8 protein-coding genes are annotated in these 18,233 nt (G+C 74.4%); 4 read left to right on the top strand and 4 right to left on the bottom strand.

The genetic code is table 11. The features are described from left to right. Positions 1–4: 4 nt before the first annotated feature. From EJV46_RS16400 to EJV46_RS16390, 3 genes are read right to left on the bottom strand one after another with little or no spacing between them, the layout of a single operon-like run. Positions 5–1,354 carry an ATP-binding protein gene (locus tag EJV46_RS16400; RefSeq protein WP_370323092.1) on the bottom strand — a complete coding sequence of 450 codons (1,350 nt, stop codon included), beginning with the start codon at positions 1,352–1,354 and terminating at the stop codon, positions 5–7. A gap of 25 nt (positions 1,355–1,379) precedes the next feature. Continuing rightward, complete coding sequence (locus EJV46_RS16395) at positions 1,380–2,084, bottom strand: response regulator (RefSeq protein WP_131549756.1); 705 nt, start codon at positions 2,082–2,084, stop codon at positions 1,380–1,382. Between the two features lie 14 nt (positions 2,085–2,098). Next, entirely contained in the window at positions 2,099–2,752 is a 654-nt protein-coding gene (locus tag EJV46_RS16390; protein ID WP_240782593.1) for a MarR family winged helix-turn-helix transcriptional regulator, read from the bottom strand. A 193-nt stretch (positions 2,753–2,945) separates the two neighbouring features. Here EJV46_RS16390 and EJV46_RS16385 point away from each other — a divergent pair, with 193 nt between their 5' ends. Beyond that, positions 2,946–5,831 carry a glycosyltransferase gene (locus tag EJV46_RS16385; protein WP_131549755.1) on the top strand — a complete coding sequence of 962 codons (2,886 nt, stop codon included), beginning with the start codon at positions 2,946–2,948 and terminating at the stop codon, positions 5,829–5,831. A gap of 11 nt (positions 5,832–5,842) precedes the next feature. Further along, the gene (locus EJV46_RS16380) at positions 5,843–8,692 is read left to right on the top strand and encodes a glycosyltransferase (RefSeq protein ID WP_131549754.1); all 2,850 of its coding nucleotides are present in this window, start codon (positions 5,843–5,845) and stop codon (positions 8,690–8,692) included. A 92-nt stretch (positions 8,693–8,784) separates the two neighbouring features. Here EJV46_RS16380 and EJV46_RS16375 read toward each other — a convergent pair whose 3' ends face one another. Beyond that, the gene (locus EJV46_RS16375) at positions 8,785–13,845 is read right to left on the bottom strand and encodes an alpha-2-macroglobulin (protein ID WP_131549753.1); all 5,061 of its coding nucleotides are present in this window, start codon (positions 13,843–13,845) and stop codon (positions 8,785–8,787) included. 183 nt (positions 13,846–14,028) lie between these two features. Here EJV46_RS16375 and EJV46_RS16370 point away from each other — a divergent pair, with 183 nt between their 5' ends. Beyond that, positions 14,029–15,144: an efflux RND transporter periplasmic adaptor subunit gene (locus tag EJV46_RS16370; RefSeq protein ID WP_240782592.1), complete on the top strand. Its 1,116-nt coding sequence runs from the start codon at positions 14,029–14,031 to the stop codon at positions 15,142–15,144. Next, complete coding sequence (locus EJV46_RS16365) at positions 15,141–18,230, top strand: efflux RND transporter permease subunit (RefSeq protein WP_131549751.1); 3,090 nt, start codon at positions 15,141–15,143, stop codon at positions 18,228–18,230. Before EJV46_RS16370 ends, EJV46_RS16365 begins: the two co-directional genes overlap by 4 nt. Positions 18,231–18,233: the final 3 nt, after the last annotated feature.

The raw sequence follows: 18,233 nt of genomic DNA, 5'->3' as shown, positions 1-18,233 counted from the left end.
CGTTCTATACCGGAAGCCTGAGCCGCGCCCGCAGACCGCCCATCGGGCTCTGCTCCAGCAGGATGTCGCCGCCATGCGCGCGCACGATGTCGCGCGCGATGGCCAGCCCCAGCCCGGTCCCCGTGGCCGAGCCGCTGCTGAAGGGCCGGAAGGCGTCCGCGCGCTCGCCGGCGGGGATGCCGGGGCCGTCGTCGTCCACGGTCAGCTCCGCCCAGCTCCGGCCGGAATCCTGCAGCGGGGTCACGCCGATGGCGATGCGGCGGGCATGCCGCCGGGCATTGTCCAGCAGGTTGCCCAGCGCGCGCTTCAGCGCATCGGCCCGCAGCGGCAGCACGAGCGTCTCGGGCGCCTCGACCTCCACCGCCGCGCCGCTGCGGCGGGCCTTGGCGGCGATGTCCTCCACGAGGTCCACGAGGTCGGAGGGGCGCGGGGCCTCGGTGCGCTCGCCGCGCGCGAAGGCGAGGTAGCTCTCCACCATCCGCTCCATCTCCTCGAGGTCCTGGTTGAGGGCGGCCACGTCCTCCTCCGTCTCGGGGGTGCGCGGGAACATGGCCAGCGCCAGCCGCATGCGGGTGAGCGGCGTGCGCAGGTCGTGGCTGATGCCGGCCAGCATCTCGGTGCGCTGGTTCACGAAGCGCAGGATGCGCTCCTGCATGGCGTTGAAGGCCAGCGCCGCCTGCCGCACCTCGCGCGCGCCCTCGGGCTTCATGGGCCCGGCCTCGCGGCCGAGGCCGAAGGATTCCGCGGCCTCGCCCAGCCGGCGGATGGCGCGCACCTGGTTCTTCATGAAGAGCACCGCGATGCCGGCCAGCAGCATCGCCGAGCCCACCAGCCAGAGCACGAAGACGTAGAGCGTGGTGCTGAAGAGCCGCTTGCGCGGCGCCTCGACGCTGAGGATTCCGGTGGCGGTCTGCACGCGGATGACGAGGGATTGCGGATCGCTCTGCCAGTCGGCATCGAAAGCGAAGGTCATGCGCTCGCGCAGCGCGCTGTTGAGGTCCTGCTCCAGCGGCAGGAACGGGTTCCAGGCCGGGCGCGTCGGCGGGACGCCGAGCGCGGCCCCCGGCTCGAAGCCGAGCGAGAGGCCGAGGCGCCAGTTGCCCTCGCGCAGCATCTCCGGGCGCATGGCCTCCGGCAGGTTGTCCACGAGGCTCGCGACGAAGGCGACATCGCCGGCCAGGCCCGAGGTGAGGCGGCGCGAGATGACGTCGAGATGCCCGCCGTAGAAGAGCTGCAGCGCCACCCCCTGCACCACCACGAGCGGCAGCAGCATGATCAGCAGCGTCCGCGCCAGCAGCCCGCGCGGCAGCAGCATGCCGAGCTGGCGGGAGATGGACTTGTCGGGGCGCTTCAAGGAGGGGATCTCACGGCGGTTCTTCTTAGGGTCCGGGCCTCAGCACGTAGCCCTTGTGGCGGATGGTGTGCAGGAAGCGCGGCTCGCGCGGGTCGGCCTCGATCTTGCGGCGCAGGCGGGTGACCTGCACGTCCACGCTGCGCTCGCCCGCATCGGGCGTGCCCAGGGCGACGGCGATGTCCTCGCGCGAGAGCACCTCGCCGGCGCGGCGGGCCAGCGCGGTGAGCAGCGCGGCCTCGCCGCCGGTGAGGCGCTGCGTCCCCTCCGGGCTGCGCAGCTCGCAGCGCTCGGCGTCGAACCAGCGGGGGCCGAGCTGGATGGGGCCGGACGGCATGGGGGCGGCCGATGCGGCGGGTGCGGCGCGCCGCAGGATGGTGCGGATGCGCAGCGCCAGCTCGCGCGGGTCGAAGGGCTTGGCGAGGTAGTCGTCCGCGCCGTGCTCGAAGCCGGCCACGCGGTCGTCCGGGTCGCCGCGGGCGGTGAGCATGAGGATGGGCGTGTCGTGCCCGTCCCGGCGCAGGCCCTCGGCGAGCTCCAGGCCGGTCTCGCCGGGCATCATCACGTCGAGCACCAGCAGGTCGAAGGCCATGGCGCCGATGGCCGCCCGTGCCTCGCCCGCATCGCCGGCCACCGCCACGCGGTGCCCCTGCTCGGCCAGGAAGCGCTGGAGCAGGGCGCGCAGGCGCGCGTCGTCGTCGACGACCAGGATATCGGCGGTGGGGTCGGCCATGGGCGGCTCTCCGATCAGGCCCCGCCGGCGCTGGCCGGGCGGTTGGCCGGGTTGGGCGAGAAGGGGGGCGTCGAGCGGCCGGGCGCGGCGGACTTCTCCAGCGCCTCGAACTGGGCGCGGGCCTCGGGGCCCATCAGCCCGCGCATGACCTGCCGGAAGCCCTCCACCGCCTGCGGCCCCGCCTCGCGATAGGCCCGCAGCACCCATTCGCGCTGGGCGGCGAAGAGGCGGCGCTCCAGCGCCTCGCCCTGCTCCGTGAGGGTGAGCAGCCGCTGCCGCTTGTCCTTGAGGCCGGGCGCCTGGCGCACGTAGCCCTCCTCGATGAGCGGCTGCAGCACGCGGCCGAGCGACTGCTTGGTGATGTCCAGGATGGCCAGCAGCTCGCCCACCTTGATGCCGGGCGCGCGGCCGACGAAGTGCAGCACGCGGTGATGCGCGCGGCCCATCTCCATGGTGGCGAGGATCCGGTCGGGGCCGGCGGTGAAGTCCCGATAGCCGAAGTAGAGCAGGTCCTGCGCGAGGCGCAGCTCCTCCTCGCGCAGGAAGAGCAGGTTGCGCGCGGCGCCGGCCCCGCGCGGGGGCTCCCGCTTCAGGAATTCCGGCTTCAGGGGTTCCGGCCGTTCGGCCATGGTGGCGACGCTCCCATTTTCCGTCAGCTTCGTCGGCATCTTCGATCCGGTCGTTCCAAGTCCCTGGGCGATTCGGGCGGCCCGCTCCCTGGCCCATGATTAGCTCCGTCGGCCTCCCAGCGCGAGCGCGGCGGCGAGGCCCGTCGCGAAAGGCTCGCCGCATGACGTGGAGCGCTTGACGCCGGGCGCGTCCGCGGGGGATTCCTGGTTCTCCGCCGGGATCGGGAGCTGGATGCGACTGCTGGGTTTCTTCCGACGCCTCAGGGTCCGCCGGGCGGCGATGACGGCGCTGCATGCCGGCAATGGCGCGCGCGACGCGAGGGACTGGCAGGCCGCCGCGGCCGGCTATCGGCGCTATCTCGGCCTGCGGCCGGGCGATGGCGGCGTCTGGGTCCAGCTGGGCCACGCGCTCAAGGAATCGGGCGACCTGCCGGCGGCGGAGAGCGCCTATCGCCGCGGTGTGGAGCTGGCGCCGGAGAATCACGACGCACACCTCCAGCTCGGCCATGCGCTGAAGATGCAGGGCCGGGTCGCCGAGGCGCGCGCGGCCTATGCGCGCTCGGACGAGCTCGCGCCGATCAACCATGCGGCGGAGGAGCTGGCCGCGCTCGCCGGCGCCCCGATGCCGCCCCGGCGCCCGGCCGGCGCGCCCCGGCCCTTGGGGACGGCCCGCGAGCGCGAGAACGCCGCGCGCGTGGCGGAGGCCCGCATCGACCTCGCCCGGTCGCCGGGGGATCCGGCGCCGCATCGCGCGCTCTCCGCGGCGCTGCTGCGCGCGGGCGACCGCGAGGGGGCGATCGCCGCGGCCCGGGACGCCTTCGCCCTCGCGCCCGACCGCCGCAACTGGCAGGCGGTGCGCCGCGCGGGCGGGCTGCCGGCAGAAGGCGGGGCCGACGGATCGGACGCGCCGCATCTCTACGACATCACCGATCTGCTGAACCTCGTGCGCGACACCGGGCGGGCGACGGGAATCCAGCGCGTCCAGCTGGGCCTGGCGCAGGGCATCCTGCGCGATCCGGAGGCTTCGGCGGCGGCGCGCTTCGTCTTCCTCGCCGAGCGCTTCGGTCCGCTCTGGACCCTGGCCCGCGAGGATCTGGAGGCGATCATCGCCTATTGCCTGGACGAGCCGCATGACCTGGACCGCGCCGCCGCGCTGGCGAACGGCGCGATGGACCGCGCGCGGCCGACGGGCCTGGGCGCCGCGCGTCTCTTCTTCATCATGGGCGCCTTCTGGTTCTGGGCCGGCGCGCCGGCGGCCCTGGCCCGGCTGCGCGCGGCGGGGCTGCGCATCGGCGTGCTGGTCTACGACCTCATCCCGGTCACGCATCCGGAGCATACGAGCGAGGGCACCGTGGCCGGCTTCCGCCAGGGGCTGCGGGAGGGCGCGCAGTTCTGGGACTTCGCGCTCACCATTTCGGAATACACGGCGGGCGAGCTCCGCAAGCGGCTCGCGGCGCTGGAGGCGCCCGCCATCCCGGTGCGGCCCATGCCGCTGGCGCATCGCTTCAACGAAGCCGAGCCGGGCGACGCCTTTCCGGAGGCCGCGGCCGACCTGCGCGGGCAGGACTACATCCTCTGCGTCGGCACCATCGAATCCCGGAAGAACCACGCGGCGCTCTTCCAGGCCTGGCAGCTCCTGATCCGCGAGGGCGTCGAGCCGCCGCCGCTGGTGCTGGTCGGCCGCCCCGGCTGGCGCGTGGCCGACCTGATGGCGCAGCTGGAATCGACGCATTACCTCGATGGCCGCATCCGCCTGCTGCACGGCATCTCGGACCCCGAGCTGGAGGGGCTGTATCGCGGCTGCCTCTTCACCGTCTTCCCCTCCTTCACCGAAGGCTGGGGCCTGCCCGTGGGCGAATCTTTGGCGCTCGGAAAGCTCTGCCTCGCGGCGATGGAGGGTGCCACGCCGGAGGCGGGCGGCGGCTTCGCCGAGCCGATCGACGCCTTCAGCCCGCGCGACATCGCCGCCCGCATCCGCCACTTCCTCGACGACCGTCCGGCGCTCGCCGCCGCCGAGCAACGACTGCGCGACGGGTTCCGCCCGCGCGGCTGGCCGGAGGTGACGCGCCATTTCCTCGCCGAGGTCGCGGAGGGGATGGCCCGGCCCGCGCTGCAACGGCCGGCGCCCATGCCGCCGCGCCTGGTCGCGGGCGAGACCGTCTCCTTCGCCGCCACCAGCGAGGGCTGGCCGGAATCGAGCCTGGCGCTCGGCGCGGGCTTCGAGCCGCCGGAGGAGATCGGCTCCTGGCTCCTCGGCCCCTCCGGCACGGTGCATCTCGATGTCGCTGCCCCCGCCCGGCTCTGGCTGCGGCTCGCCGCGGCGCCCTGGGCCGAGGACAACCGGGCGGGCGTCGCGCTGGGCGACGGGCCGCTCCGCTGGACGAGCCTGGTCCCAGGCGGTGACGCCCTGACCGCGATCGACGTTCCGGCGGGAAGCGTGACCCTCCGCCTCGTGGTGGACGGCCCGCTGGACGCGCCGCCGCAAGGCGAGACGCGCCCCATCCGCGTCGGCCTGCGCGCGATCACCGTGGCCGCGCCCGTCGAGGCGGCGCTGACGCCGGGCCGTCCGGTGGTCTTCGGCCCCGGCGCGCCGGACCTCGCCTGGACCGGCCTGCTCGCCGAGGGCTGGGATCTCGCCGCGAGCCCCGAGGGCGTGGAGGCCCTGTCGCCGCGCGCCGTGATCCGGCTCCGGGTTCCGCCCGAGGAGGGAGAGCTGCGCGTCCTGCTGCATCTCGCGATCCGCCCCGGCTATCACGCCAAGCTGCGCCATACCGGCGGGACGCAGGACCTTCCGGAGGCGGGCGGCCCCCTGCTCCTGCCGCTCTCGCTCGCGGCGGACGCCGAGGGGACGGCCGAGATCGTGCTGGAGATGGAGGACGGCAGCGTCCCGCCGCTGCGCCTCTCCGCCCTGCGCTGGGCCGCCGCCGGCGACACGGCGGGCCGTCTCGCCATGGTCGAGGCGCTGGTCCTGCCCGAGGCCGGGCTTGCGGTGCCGGCCGCCGATCGCCTGCTCGCCATCGAGGCGCGGCTGCGCGCGGACGGCACGGCCTCGGCCGCGCCCGTGCCCGGCGGCGAGGCGGGACGCGCCGCGCTGCGCCTCGCCGCCCGCAGGGGCTAGGGAGTCCCTCGATGCGGCTGCTGCTCGACCTCCAGGGCGTGCAGGGCGCGGCTCGGCATGCCGGGCTCGGCCGCTATTCGCTGGAGCTGGCGCGGGCGCTGATCCGGGGACGGGGCGCGCATGAGGTGCAGGTCCTGGTGAACACGCGCCTCGCCGAGCCGGCGGCAAGGCTGGCCGAGGAGTTCGCGCCGGTCCTGGGCCACCACGCCATCCGCCGCTGGCAGGCGCCCGAGGGTTCCGCGGCCGGCTCGAACCCCCAGGCGCCGCGGCGGCTTCTGGCCGAGCAGATCCGCGCCCAGGCCATCGCCGACGCGGCGCCCGACATCCTGCATCTCGGCAGCGTCTTCGAGGGCTGGCGGCATGACGTCGTCACGACCTGGCCCGCCGGGCTGGAGCGCCCCGCCATCGCCGCCACCGTGCACGACCTGATCCCGCTGACGCTGCGCGAGACCTATCTCGACGGGGCCTGGCGGGAGGCCGGGCTGGCGCCCTGGTACGCGCGCTGCCTGGACGAGGTGGCCGCCTGCGCGCCGCTGCTCGCCAATTCCGAGGCGACGCGCGACGAGCTGCTGCGCCATCTTCGCCTGCCGCCGGAGCGGGTGGTGACGATCGGCGGCGGCGTCTCGCCCGCCTTCGCGCCGCCACGGCTGGAGGCCGGCGCACGGGACGCCCTGCTGGCCCGCTACGGGCTGCGCGAGGGTTTTCTGCTCTATCTCGGTGCGGGCGACCTGCGGAAGAACGAGGGCGTGCTGCTCCAGGCCTTCGCTCGACTGCCGGCGGCGCTGCGCGCGGCGCATCCGCTGGCCATCGGCCATGTGAATCCGCCGCATCTGCGGGCGCAGGCCCGGGCGGCCGGGCTGACGGAGTCCGAGCTGATCGCGCTGCCCTTCGTGGAGGAGGCGGACCTGCCGGGCCTCTACGGGGCGACGGCGCTCTTCGCCATGCCCTCGCTGGCCGAGGGGTTCGGGCTGCCCCTGCTGGAGGCCATGGCCTGCGGCGCGCCCTGCATCGCCAGCGACACCTCCGCCATGCCCGAGGTGCTGGGCCGTGCCGATGCGCTGTTCGATCCGCGCGATCCGGCCGCGCTGGCCGCGCTGCTGGAGCGGCTGCTGGCTGCGCCGGAGCTGCGCGCCGACCTTGCCGCCTATGGTCCCCGCCGCGCGCGGGAATTCAGCTGGGACAAGGTCGCGTCGCGCGCCTGGGCCGCGCTGGAGGGCGCGCGTGCCGTCCGTCGCCCAGGCCGCCCGCCGCGGAGAAGAACGCTCGCGATCGTCGCGCCGCTGCCGCCGGCCGCCAGCGGCATCGCCGACTACACGGCCGAGCTGGCGCCCGCGCTGGCCGCGCATTACGCCGTCACCCTGGTCGGCGCCGCGCCGGCCCAGGGCGCGCTGGCCGGCCGCCTGCCCTGGATGAGCGAGGGCGATTTCGCGCGCGAGGGCGGCCGCTTCGACCGCGTGCTCTACCAGATCGGTAACAACCCGATGCATGCGGCGGCGCTCACGAAGCTGCTGCCGCGCTTCCCCGGCGTCGTGACGCTGCATGATTCCGCCATCACCGACCTCCGCAACTGGATCGACGGCAGCGCCGCAGCGCCGGAGCCGCGCATCCTGCGGCTGGTCCGGGAGGAGGGCTATCCCGCCCTCGTCACCTCGCGCGAACTCGCCGGCAGCGCCGGTCTGCTGGCCGATGCGCTCGGCGTGGTCCTGCATTCGGGCCATGCCCGCTGGCTGCTGGAGGCCGAGTACGGCCGGGCCGCGCTGCGCCACGTCGCCGTGCTGCCGCATCTGCGCCAGCCGCCCGTCCTGCCCGGTCGCGCGGCCGCGCGGGCGGCGCTGGGCCTGCCGGAGGGGGCCTTCGTGCTCGCCTCCTTCGGACTGATGACGCCGAAGAAGCTGCCGGAACGCATCCTCTCCGGCTTCGCCGCGCTGGCCCGGCGCGACGCCGCGGCGCGGCTGGTCTTCGTGGGCGGATCGGAGGAGGGCGCCGGCCCGGCCGTGCTTGAGGAGGCCGGGCGGCTTGGCCTCGCCTCCCGCGTCACGGTCACCGGGCGCGTCGTGGTGGAGGACTACCGGCGCTGGCTCGCCGCCTGCGACATGGCCGTGCAGCTGCGCCGTGGCAGTCGGGGCGAAAGTTCGGGCGCGGTGAAGGACGTGCTGATGGCCGGCCTGCCGCTGGTCGCGAACCGCCACGGCTCGCTGTCGGAGCTGGAGGAATCAGGGGCTCGCCTCATCCCGGAGGAGGCGGAGCTTCCCGACCTTGCGGAGGCGCTCGGCGAGATCCGGGCCGATGCCGCCAAGCGCGAGGCCATGGGCCGCGCCGCCCGCGCCTGGGCCCTGCGCGAGCTGGATCCCGCGTGCATCGCCAGCGCCTATGCCGCCGTAATCGAGCGGGCCCATGAGCAGGGGCCGCAATCGGGGATGGCGGCGGTGCTGGCGGCCAGCGCCGGCCTGCCGCTGACCGAGGCCGATGCCGGCGCGGTCGGCGCCGCGTTGGCCGCGAGCTTCCCGCCGCCGCGCACGCCGCGCCTCTGGCTCGATACGGGCCTGCCCGCCTTCGAGCCCGGGATCGTGGAACTGCTGCGCAAGGGGCTGGACGGCTGGCGGCCGGAGCCCTGCCGGTGGCAGGAGGGCCGACTCGTCTCGGCCCATGGCTGGGCCTGGGCGCGGCTCGGCCTGCCCGGCGCGCCGCCGGAGGAGGGGCCGGCCGCGCCGGCGGCCGGGGATGCCGCGATCACGGCGCCCGAAGCCGCCGATGCGGTCATCGCCGCCGGCGCGCGGCCGATCGGCGGGCTGCAGCAGGGCCTGCTGCGTGGGGATGGGCTGGCGCAACGTGCCCTGGTGGAGCGCCTGCTGCCTGGGTGACGAAAGCGCGGCGCCGCCCCACCGACTTCCGGCCGGTGGCGACAGCGGCGCGGCGAAGCCAAGCGCGCGGAGCGCGCGCCCGGCGTTTGAGGTCACGGCAAAATGCTGATCCGTCCCGAGGCCTGCCGCGCGAAGAAGCTCGGCCGGTACATGTCCGACACCTCCGCACCCGGCAGCTCGAAGCGGCCCACCGTCACCGCCCGCAGCCGCACCGCCATGCGGAACTCCCGCGTCTGGGCGCCGAAGGTGAAGGCGGCGGCGACCCGGTCGTCCAGCGCCGGCGTGGCGTCGGGCTCGGCCAGCTCGCCGAGGCCGGGAAGGCCGGGCACCGCGCCCGGCCCGAGCCGCGCCTGGATCTCCCAGCCCGCCGGCAGGCCCTGGCTGATCATGGCCAGGTGCTCCTGCCCGGACTCCGCCCGCGCCTCGATCACCATCAGGAAGGAGGTGCCGGAGCGCAGCTGGTCGAGGTTCAACGCCATGCCCTGGAGGTCCAGGAAGCGCCGGCGGATGGTCATGGCGTTCCGCCCCGCGGGCAGCGCCTCGGTGGGAGTGCCGGTCACCGTGAGCACCACGGGCAGGGGCGCGTCGCCGAGATTGCGCAGCACACCCCCGGCGGTGGCGTTGAGGACGCGCGTCGCCGGGCTACCCTCGAAGGTGGCGCGCACCGGCCGGCCGTCGCGGCCGAGTGCCGCCGCGGCCATCATCGCCCAGGCCGCCTCCTGCGTGGAGGCCAGGGCCGGCGTCAGCTCCGGCCCGGGGAGGCGCTGCATCGCCTGCTGGAGCATGGGCGCCGGCGCCTGCGCCTCCTTCAGCAGCACGACCAGCGCCATCGCGTCGCGCGCGGCGCTGCCATAGTCGTAGAGCCAGTCGCGCCGCCCCGGCGCCGCGAGCGCGGCGGCGAAGGCGCGGGCGGCGCGCTCGCCGTCGCCGGCCCGGGCGAAGGCCGCGCCGAGCTGCGCGCGCGCGAGCGGCGTCGGCAGGCGGTCCAGGCTCTCCATGAGCCGCCGCGCCGCGCCGAGCCGGTGACGGCCGGCGAGCGACAGCGCGTTCAGCCGCGCGGCCTGGGCCGCGAGCTCGGTCGGCTCGCTGGCGCTCGTGTCCTCCAGCCGCGTGGCGAGGTCGTCCAGCGCGGCCTCCAGGGCGGCATCCGCCACGGCGGCGCCGGCCGCCTTTGCGCGGATCAGCGCCTCGGCGGCATAGGCCGAGGTCCAGAATTCCGGCTCCCCCTGGGCCGACCAGAGGCCGAAGCTGCCGTCGTAGCGCTGGCGCGAGAGGATGCCGTCCACCGCGCGCTGGAGGAGCACGGCCTGCTGCGGCGTGCTGCCCTCGCTGATGGCGGCCCCGATGCCCAGCGCGCGGGAGGAGAGCTGCTCCAGGCAGGTGAAGGGATAGACCTCCAGGCTGCGCAGCATCCCCTCGGCGTCGAAGCGGACGGGGGTGCCGAGCCGGGCCGTGGCGCGCCAGGCGCCGGGGACGAAGCGCGCCGCGTCGGGCGCGAGGCGCATCTCCTGGCCGGGCGCCAGCTCGGTGAGCGTGCTCACCGAGGCGATGGCGCGCGAGGAGCGCACCTCGATCCGCGACTCCCTGGTGGCGGTGAAGCCGTCGGGCCCGGCCACGGCGAGGCGCAGGAGGCCCTCGCCGGCGCCGGGCGCGCGGAGCGTGGTGGTGGGCTGGGCGCGCGCGCCGGTCGCGAGGCGCGCCGCCAGCCGCGCCGGGCCGCCGAGCGCGATGGCGCCTTCGGCGGCCAGGGTCGCGCTCACCTCGCCCTGCGGGAGTTCGAGGTTGTGCAGCAGCACGGGCAGCGTCGCCTCGTCGCCCGGGGCGAGGAAGCGCGGCAGCAGCGCCTCGGCCAGCACGGGGTCGCGCACGGTCATGGCGCGGCTGGCCGCGCCCACGCGCGGGCCCTGCCAGGCGACGGCCATCAGCCGCAATTCGCCCGCGAAGTCGGGGAGGTCGAGCGGGACGATGGCGCGGCCATCGGCGTCGGTCTCGACGATGCCGCTGAACAGCACGACGTTCCGCTGCGGGATGCGCAGCGCGCCGAGGTCGCCCACATCGTCGCCGCCCTGGCGCAGCACGGCCTGGGTGGCGTCGTCGGGGCGGATCAGCCGGCCGTAATCGTCGCGAATATCGGCGCCGAGGGTGCGGCGGCCGGTGTAATGCGCGAGCGGATCGGGCGAGGCGAAGCGGGTGAGGCGCAGGATGCCCTCGTCCACCGCGGCGAGGGTGAGCTTCACCGGTCCCTGGCCGCCCGTGACCGTGACGGGCAGCTCCACGCGGGTATTGGGCCGCGCGCGCTCCGGCCCGCCGATCGCGACGTCGAGGCGGCGCGATGCCGGGTCGATCTGCACCCAGGCGAGGCCGAGGGCGCGGCCCGGCGCGCTGGCCGGCGCGCCGGGCCTGAAGACGGTGACGGCGACATAGGCGCCGGGCCCCCAGCCCGCATCGGCCGTGAGCGGGACCTCGGTGCCGCCCTCGGCCACGTCGATCTCGCGCAGCGTCATCAGCCGGTCGGTCAGCACGGCGAGGCTGGCGCGGCCGGCGAAGGGCGCGGTCACGCGCAGGGTCACGGTGTCGCCCGGCGCATAGGACTGGCGGTCGGCTGCCACGTCCACCTTGTCAGGCACCTCGGCGGATTCGCTCGCGACCCAGCCGGAGCGGAAGCGCACGGAGCCGATGGCCATGCCATTGGCCTCGCGCGCCTCCAGCCGGTAGCGGCCGAAAGGCAGGGAGCGGGCGAAGCGGGCAGGGGCGTCGGCCGTGGCGCGGACCGTGGCCGTGTCCACCGGTTCGTCGGTCCAGACCGTCTCGTAGCGGGTCTGGCCGCCGCGCAGCACGATGCGCCAGTCGGGCCGCTCGCGGACGAGGCGCAGGCTCAGCTCGGCGGCAAGGGTGCGACCCTCCGGGTCGGCGACCACCAACTCGAAGGCGGCCTCGGCATTGGCGTTCACCGCCTGCGGCCCGCGGATGCCGACGAGGCGCGGATTGCCGGCCACGGCCAGCGGCAGGCTGACGCGCGTGGCGCGGCCGCCCGGCTCCTCGACGGAGATGCCGAGCTCGCCGCGCAGCGGGCGCGTGGTGTCCGGCGCGCGGGCCAGGTTCAGCTCCAGCGTGGCGCGGCCCTGGTCGTCCGTCTCGGGCATGTCGGCGGTGATGAGGTCGGGCGCGAAGCTCTCGTCCTCCAGGCCGAAGAGGTAGCCCTGGAGCGAGGGGAAGGGGCTGCGCTCGGTCGTCAGGCGCAGCTCGGCGCTGCCCTCCAGCCCGGAGCCCGGCGCGCCGTAGAGGAAGCGCGCGGTGACGGGGATGGAAAGCGGCCGGCCGGGTACCAGCGGCCCCGGCGCCGGCCCCGCCTCGACGGCGAGGCGCTCGGGCACGAAGGCGTCCACCCGCAGGCTGGCCTCGCCGACGGGCGGCGCGTCGGGATCGGTCAGCGCCTCGACCTTCCAGACGCCGACCGGCGCGGCGGAGGGCAGGGCGACGGGCCAGTGGCCGCCGTCGCGCATCACCGTCTCGGCGGCGACCTGGCCGTTCGGGCGGCGCAGGCGCAGGCGCAGCGGCACGTCCGAGGGGATGCCCGCCACGTTGCGCAGCAGCGCCATGACCTGGACCGTCTCGCCGGGGCGGTAGATGCCGCGGTCGAGCCAGAGGAAGGCGTCGAGGGGGCCGGGATGCTCGCGTCCGGAGACGCCGCGGTCGGAGAGGTCGAAGGAGGCGGCCTCGAGGTCGAGGGAGACGAGGTCGTCGCCGAGGCTGGCATGGAGGGCGACCGGGGCCATCGGGCCCTCGCCGCGCAGCAGGGCCGGGGCGAAGCGCGCGATCCCGTCCGCGCCGGCCTCGACATCGGCCAGGATCTCGTTGTTGCGCGACATCAGCGCGATGCGGGTGCCGCCGGCGGGGCGGGAATCGCCGAGGCGGCGGGCCTGCACGGCCAGCCCGCCCTCGCCGCGCCAGGCGGTCAGGCCGAGATCGGTCAGGATCAGCGGCTGGGCGGCGGCGAGCGCGCCGGCATCGGCCGTGCCGTCATTGGGCTGCACCACCATCATGTAGAGGCCCGGCCCCGCCTCGCGCACGGCGGGCGGGACCGGCACGGTGACGCGCTGAAGCTGGTTCGCCTCGCCGCGCGGCAGATCGAGCGCGCCTTCCCAGACGACGCGGCCCCAGCTCTCGGGCAGGTCCACGGCGGTCCAGGAGGAGATGTTCTCGCCGAGCCGGTTCTCGCGCGTGAAGGGCACGAGGTTTCGCTCGGCCAGCCGCACGACGCGCAGCTTCACGCCGGTGACGTTCATGAGCGCCAGCGGCACCCGCGCCTCCTGGCCGCGGGCGAGCAGAAAGGCGCGGCTGTCGAAGGCCAGCCGCGGCCGGCGGCTCGGCATGGCGATGTTGATCGCCGTATCGCGCATCAGCCGCAGCCCGTCCTCGCCCGGCAGGCCGGCGCGCAGGAGGATGCGGGTGGTGCGGCCATGGGGGAGGCCCACGATGCAGAGCTCGTCGCCGTCGCGCTGGAAGGCGAGGCCGGGAACGGGCGTCTCGGCGCGCATCCAGTCCTGCGGCTGCCAGTCGTTCCGTCGGGCGGGGGGCAGGGTGAAGGCCAGGCAGGCGCGGGCGGGCTCCGCCTCGGCCTCGGTGCCGACCCGGGCGACCAGGAGGCCGGCGGCACGGCGGGCCTCGGTGAGGGCCTGGGCATAGCGGGCCTCGTCGGGGGCGCGCTGCACCACCTGCTCCAGCGCCGCGATCTGCTGCGCCGGGCGATCCATCCTTTGCAGCGCCTCGGCCACGACCAGGAGCGAGGGGATCTCGGGCGGGCCGGCCGGGACCATGAGGAAGTTCTGCCAGGCCGCCGAAAGCGCGCGCGCCGCTTCCGGCGGATTGCGGCGGAGCTGGGCGCGGGCGAGGGACAGCCATTGCGGCGCGGTCATCTCGCCTAGGGCGGCGCGGTCCTCCCAGGCCTGGGCGGCCGCCGCCCAGTTGTTCTGCCGCTCGGCCGTGCCGGCGCGGGTCTCGGCGGCCTGGCGCTGCTGCGCCGAGCCGCCGGCGGGGAAGCGTCGCTCGAGCTCCTCACGATAGCGGCCGGAATCCCGGGACAGGCCCGGCAAGTCGAAGGCCTGGGCCGCAGGGGCCAGGAGCAGCAGAGCCAGGAAGAGCCAGCGAAGCATTCCAATGATGTCCTTCCCGATTTTGCCGCAGGATGCGCGATTTGCGAGCGGCGTTTGAGCGTTATCGTTGCTTTTTCGTCAGTCGGCTTCTACACCCGCAACTGGTGAATGAAGCCGGTCTTGCCCCTCGGTGCGCTGCCCCTAACCTAGCCGATGCCGGACCGGACGGGAGCCTCTGAATTCATGATTCTTCGACTGGCCATCCTCGCCATTCTCGTCGCCTTCCCCGCCGCCGCCCAGCAGGTGGTCGCCGTTACGACCGACCCCGCCGTGGTGGGGCCCGTGCCGATCGAGATCATGGCGAACGGCACGGTGCAGTCCGAAAGCGTCGTCACGATCCGCACCCGCGTGGACGGCCAGATCACCCAGGTCCATGTGGTGGAGGGCCAGGCCGTGCGCCGGGGCCAGCCGCTCTTCACGCTGGACGCCCGGCTGAACCAGGCGCTGCTGGCCCAGCAGGAGGCGCAGCTCCTTAGCGCCCGCGCCGCCGCCACCCGCACCCAGCTCGACGCCGCCCGCTACCAGAGCCTGCGCGGCGAGAGCTACGCCTCCCAGCAGCGCTTCGAGCAGGCGCAGGCCGACGCCGCCGCTGCGGCCGCCAACGTTCAGGCCACGCAGGCCCTCATCGCCCAGACGCGCCTCAGCATCGAATTCGCCAGCATCACCGCCGAGGTTGACGGCGTACTGGGCGCGCTGCCGTTGCGCGTGGGCAACTTTGTCCGGCAGGCAGACAGCAACCCGATGGCGCTGGCCACCATCACGCAGACCAATCCCATCCTGGTGCAGTTCAACGTGCCGGAACGCTGGCTGCCGACCATCCGCCGGGCCACCGCCTCTGGACACCCGGTCCCGGTCCGCGCCCAGGCGGACGGCGACACGGAGACCCCCGTCGAGGGCCAGCTGGTCTTCGTCGACAGCCAAGTCGACGTGAACACTGGCACCATCATGCTGAAGGCCCGCTTCAACAATGACGAGGGCCGCCTCTGGCCCGGCCAGTACGTGCAGGTCACGCTCGCGCCCGCCGTCGAGGAGAATGCGATCCTGATCGCGGCGGCGGCGGTGCAGATGGGCCAGCAGGGCCGCTTCGTCTTCGTGCTGGACGGCGGCGTCGCGCGGCGGCGCGCGGTGCAGGTGTCCCGCATCGTCGGCGACCGCGCCGTGGTGCGCGGGCAGATCGCCCAGGCGGAGAAGATCATCGTCGAGGGCGCCCAGCGCGTGAGCGACGGGACGCGGGTGGAGGAACGCCCGGTGACGGGCCCGGGGAGATCCAGGGTCTCGCTGCTGGAGTCCCGCCAGTGAACATCTCGGAGCTCTGCATCCGGCGGCCGGTCATGACCTGCCTGCTGACGGCCGCGGCCGTCCTGGCGGGCATCGTCGCCTATACGCGCCTGCCGGTGGCGGCGGTTCCGCGCGTCGACTTCCCCGTCATCTCGGTCTTCGCCTCCTTCGCCGGCGCCAGCCCCGAGACCATGGCCACCTCGGTCGCGCTGCCGCTGGAGCGCGAGTTCAGCACCATCGCCGGCCTCGAATCGATGAGCAGCAATTCCGGCCAGGACACGCTGAACATCACCCTGCAGTTCCAGCTCGGCCGCAACATCGACAGCGCCGCGCAGGATGTCCAGGCCGCGATGACGCGTGCGCAGCGCCGCCTGCCCGTCGAGATGACCATCCCGCCGAGCTACCGGAAGGTGAACCCGGCGGACGCGCCCGTGCTGCTGCTGACCCTCTCGGGCGGCGACACGCCGCTCTACCGGCTGAACGACATCGCCAGCACCATCGTCGCCCCGGCGCTCAGCCGCGTGCAGGGCGTGGCGCAGGTGGTGACCTATGGCGAGCAGCTCTACTCCGTGCGCGTCCGGCTCGACCCCGACCGGATCGCGGCGATGGGGCTGGCCTTCGACACGGTCAGCCAATCGATCAGCGCCGCCAATTCCAACACGCCGGTCGGCCTGCTGACCGGCGCGCGGCAGCAGCTCACCCTGCGCGCCAACGACCAGCCGCAGAACGCCGCCGCCTTCGGCGACCTCGTGGTGGCGGGCCGCGCCTCGGCCCCGGTGCGGCTCAGCGAGATCGCCCGCGTCGCCGACGGCGTGCAGAACGAGCGCGTGGCGAGCTGGCGCAACGGCGAGCGTTCCCTGGTGCTGGCCGTGCAGCGGCAGCCCGACGCGAACACCGTCGATGTGGTGGACGGCGTGCGCGCGAGCCTGGACGGGCTGCGGGCCGCCCTGCCGCCGGGCGCCGAGATCGGCGTCTTCCTCGATCGCTCGGTCTCGATCCGCGCCGCCGTGCACGACGTGCAGGAGAGCCTCGTCATCGCAGTCGGGCTGGTGGTGCTGGTCTGCTTCCTCTTCCTGCGCCGGATGACCGCCACGCTGATCCCCTCGATCACGGTGCCGATCAGCCTCTCCATCACCTTCGGGCTGATGTACCTGATGGGCTACGGGATCGACAATGTGACGCTGCTCGGCCTTACCATCGCGGTGGGTCTCGTCGTCGACGACGCGATCGTGGTGCTGGAGGCCATCGTCCGGCACATCGAGGAGGGCATGCACCCGCTGGCGGCGGCCATCCGCGGCTCGAAGGAGGTGGGCTTCACCGTCCTGTCCATCACGCTGTCGCTCATCGCCGTCTTCCTGCCGATCCTTCTGATGGGCGGCGTGGTCGGCCGCGTCTTCAACGCCTTCGCCGCCACCGTCTCGCTGGCGGTGATCGCGTCCTGCGTGGTGGCGCTCACGCTGACGCCGCTGATGGCCAGCCGCATGCCGACCCATGGCAAGCCGGGCTGGCTGGACCGGACGCTGGAGAAGGGCTTCGTCGCCGTCGAGCGCAGCTACGATTGGCTGCTGGGCCATGCGCTCAAGGCCAAGCTCGTCGTGTGGCTGGTCTTCCTGCTGTCCGTGGGGGCCGCGGGCTGGCTGGCGGTCCACATCCCGAAGGGCTTCTTCCCCATCGAGGACACCGGCCTCCTGGTCGTGAACACCGAGGGGCCGCGCGGCACCTCCATCAACGGCATGGCGGAGATGCAGGGGGAGGTGGCGGCCATCTTCGGCCGCTCGCCCTATGTGGACGCCGTGGTGTCCAACCTCGGCGCGGTGGGCGGCTCGGCCTCCATCAACCAGGGGCGGCTCTTCGTGCAGCTGAAGAACCGCAGCGAGCGGCCCGACATCCAGACCGTGATGCAGCAGCTCCGCCGCGATGCCGGCCGGATTCCCGGCATGCGGATCTTCGTGCAGCCGATCCAGAACATCAATTTCGGCGCGCGCCAGTCGCGCACGCTCTACCTCTACACGATGCAGGGGCTCCGCCTCGACGAGCTCTATGACTGGGCGCCGCGGCTGGAACAGGCGCTCTCCCGCGTGCCGCAGCTGCAGGACGTGAACACGGACCTCCAGCTCGACAGCCCGGTGGTCCTGGTGAATGTCGACCGCGACCGCGCGACGGCGCTCGGCGTCACCGTCGACCAGGTGCGCCAGGCGCTCTTCTCCGCCTTCGGGGCGCGGCAGATCTCCACCATCTACGGGCAGGCCAATGCCTATCCGGTGATCGTGGAGGCACTGCCCGAGGACCAGCGGGACGAGACCGGCCTCGCCAAGCTCTATATCCGCTCCAACACGGGGCGGCTGGTGCCGCTCTCGGCCGTGGCCAGCATCGAGCGGCGCTCGGGCCCGCTGACGGTGGCGCATCAGGGCCAGCTCCCGGCCGTGACCATCGGCTTCAACACGCCGCCGGGCGTGGCCCTCGGCGACGCGGTGAACGCCATCAAGGCGGTGGAGCGCGAGATCGGCCTGCCGCCCACCATCGTGACGGGCTTCACCGGCTCGGCCCAGGTCTTCCAGCAGGCGCTGGCCGGCCAGGGCTTCCTGGTGATCGCGGCGGTGCTGATCATGTATGTGGTGCTGGGCGTGCTCTACGAGTCGCTCATCCATCCGCTGACCATCCTCTCCGGCCTGCCCGCGGCGGCGCTCGGCGCCTTCGCGACGCTGTGGCTCTTCGACCTGGACCTCTCGGTCATCGCCGTGATCGGCACGCTGCTGCTGATCGGGCTGGTGAAGAAGAACGCCATCATGATCGTGGACGTGGCCCTGCACCGGCAGCGCAGCGGGGAGACGCCCTACGATGCGGTCCGGCAGGCCTGCGTGCTGCGCTTCCGCCCGATCCTGATGACGACCCTGGCCGCGGCCGCCGGCGCGGTGCCGATCGCGGCCGGCTGGGGCGCGGCGGCCGAGCTGCGTCAGCCGCTGGGCCTTGCGGTCGTCGGCGGCCTTGCGGTCTCGCAGGTGCTGACGCTCTTCGTGACGCCGGTGCTCTATCTTGGCTTCGACGGGATGGCGCGGAAGCTCAGCCGGGGCCGGGGCGCCGTTCCGGCCCACGCGCCGGCGGAGTAGCGC

The sequence above is a fragment of the Roseococcus sp. SYP-B2431 genome (assembly GCF_004336745.1).
GTDB lineage: Bacteria > Pseudomonadota > Alphaproteobacteria > Acetobacterales > Acetobacteraceae > Roseococcus.
This window is presented reverse-complemented; position numbering and strand designations above follow the sequence as displayed.

Coding starts and splice junctions, on each gene's coding strand:
- EJV46_RS16395 (WP_131549756.1), bottom strand. CDS start 2,084: ATGGCCGACCCCACCGCCGATATCCTGGTCGTCGACGACGACGCGCGC.
- EJV46_RS16390 (WP_240782593.1), bottom strand. CDS start 2,752: ATGCCGACGAAGCTGACGGAAAATGGGAGCGTCGCCACCATGGCCGAA.
- EJV46_RS16385 (WP_131549755.1), top strand. CDS start 2,946: ATGCGACTGCTGGGTTTCTTCCGACGCCTCAGGGTCCGCCGGGCGGCG.
- EJV46_RS16380 (WP_131549754.1), top strand. CDS start 5,843: ATGCGGCTGCTGCTCGACCTCCAGGGCGTGCAGGGCGCGGCTCGGCAT.
- EJV46_RS16375 (WP_131549753.1), bottom strand. CDS start 13,845: ATGCTTCGCTGGCTCTTCCTGGCTCTGCTGCTCCTGGCCCCTGCGGCC.
- EJV46_RS16370 (WP_240782592.1), top strand. CDS start 14,029: ATGATTCTTCGACTGGCCATCCTCGCCATTCTCGTCGCCTTCCCCGCC.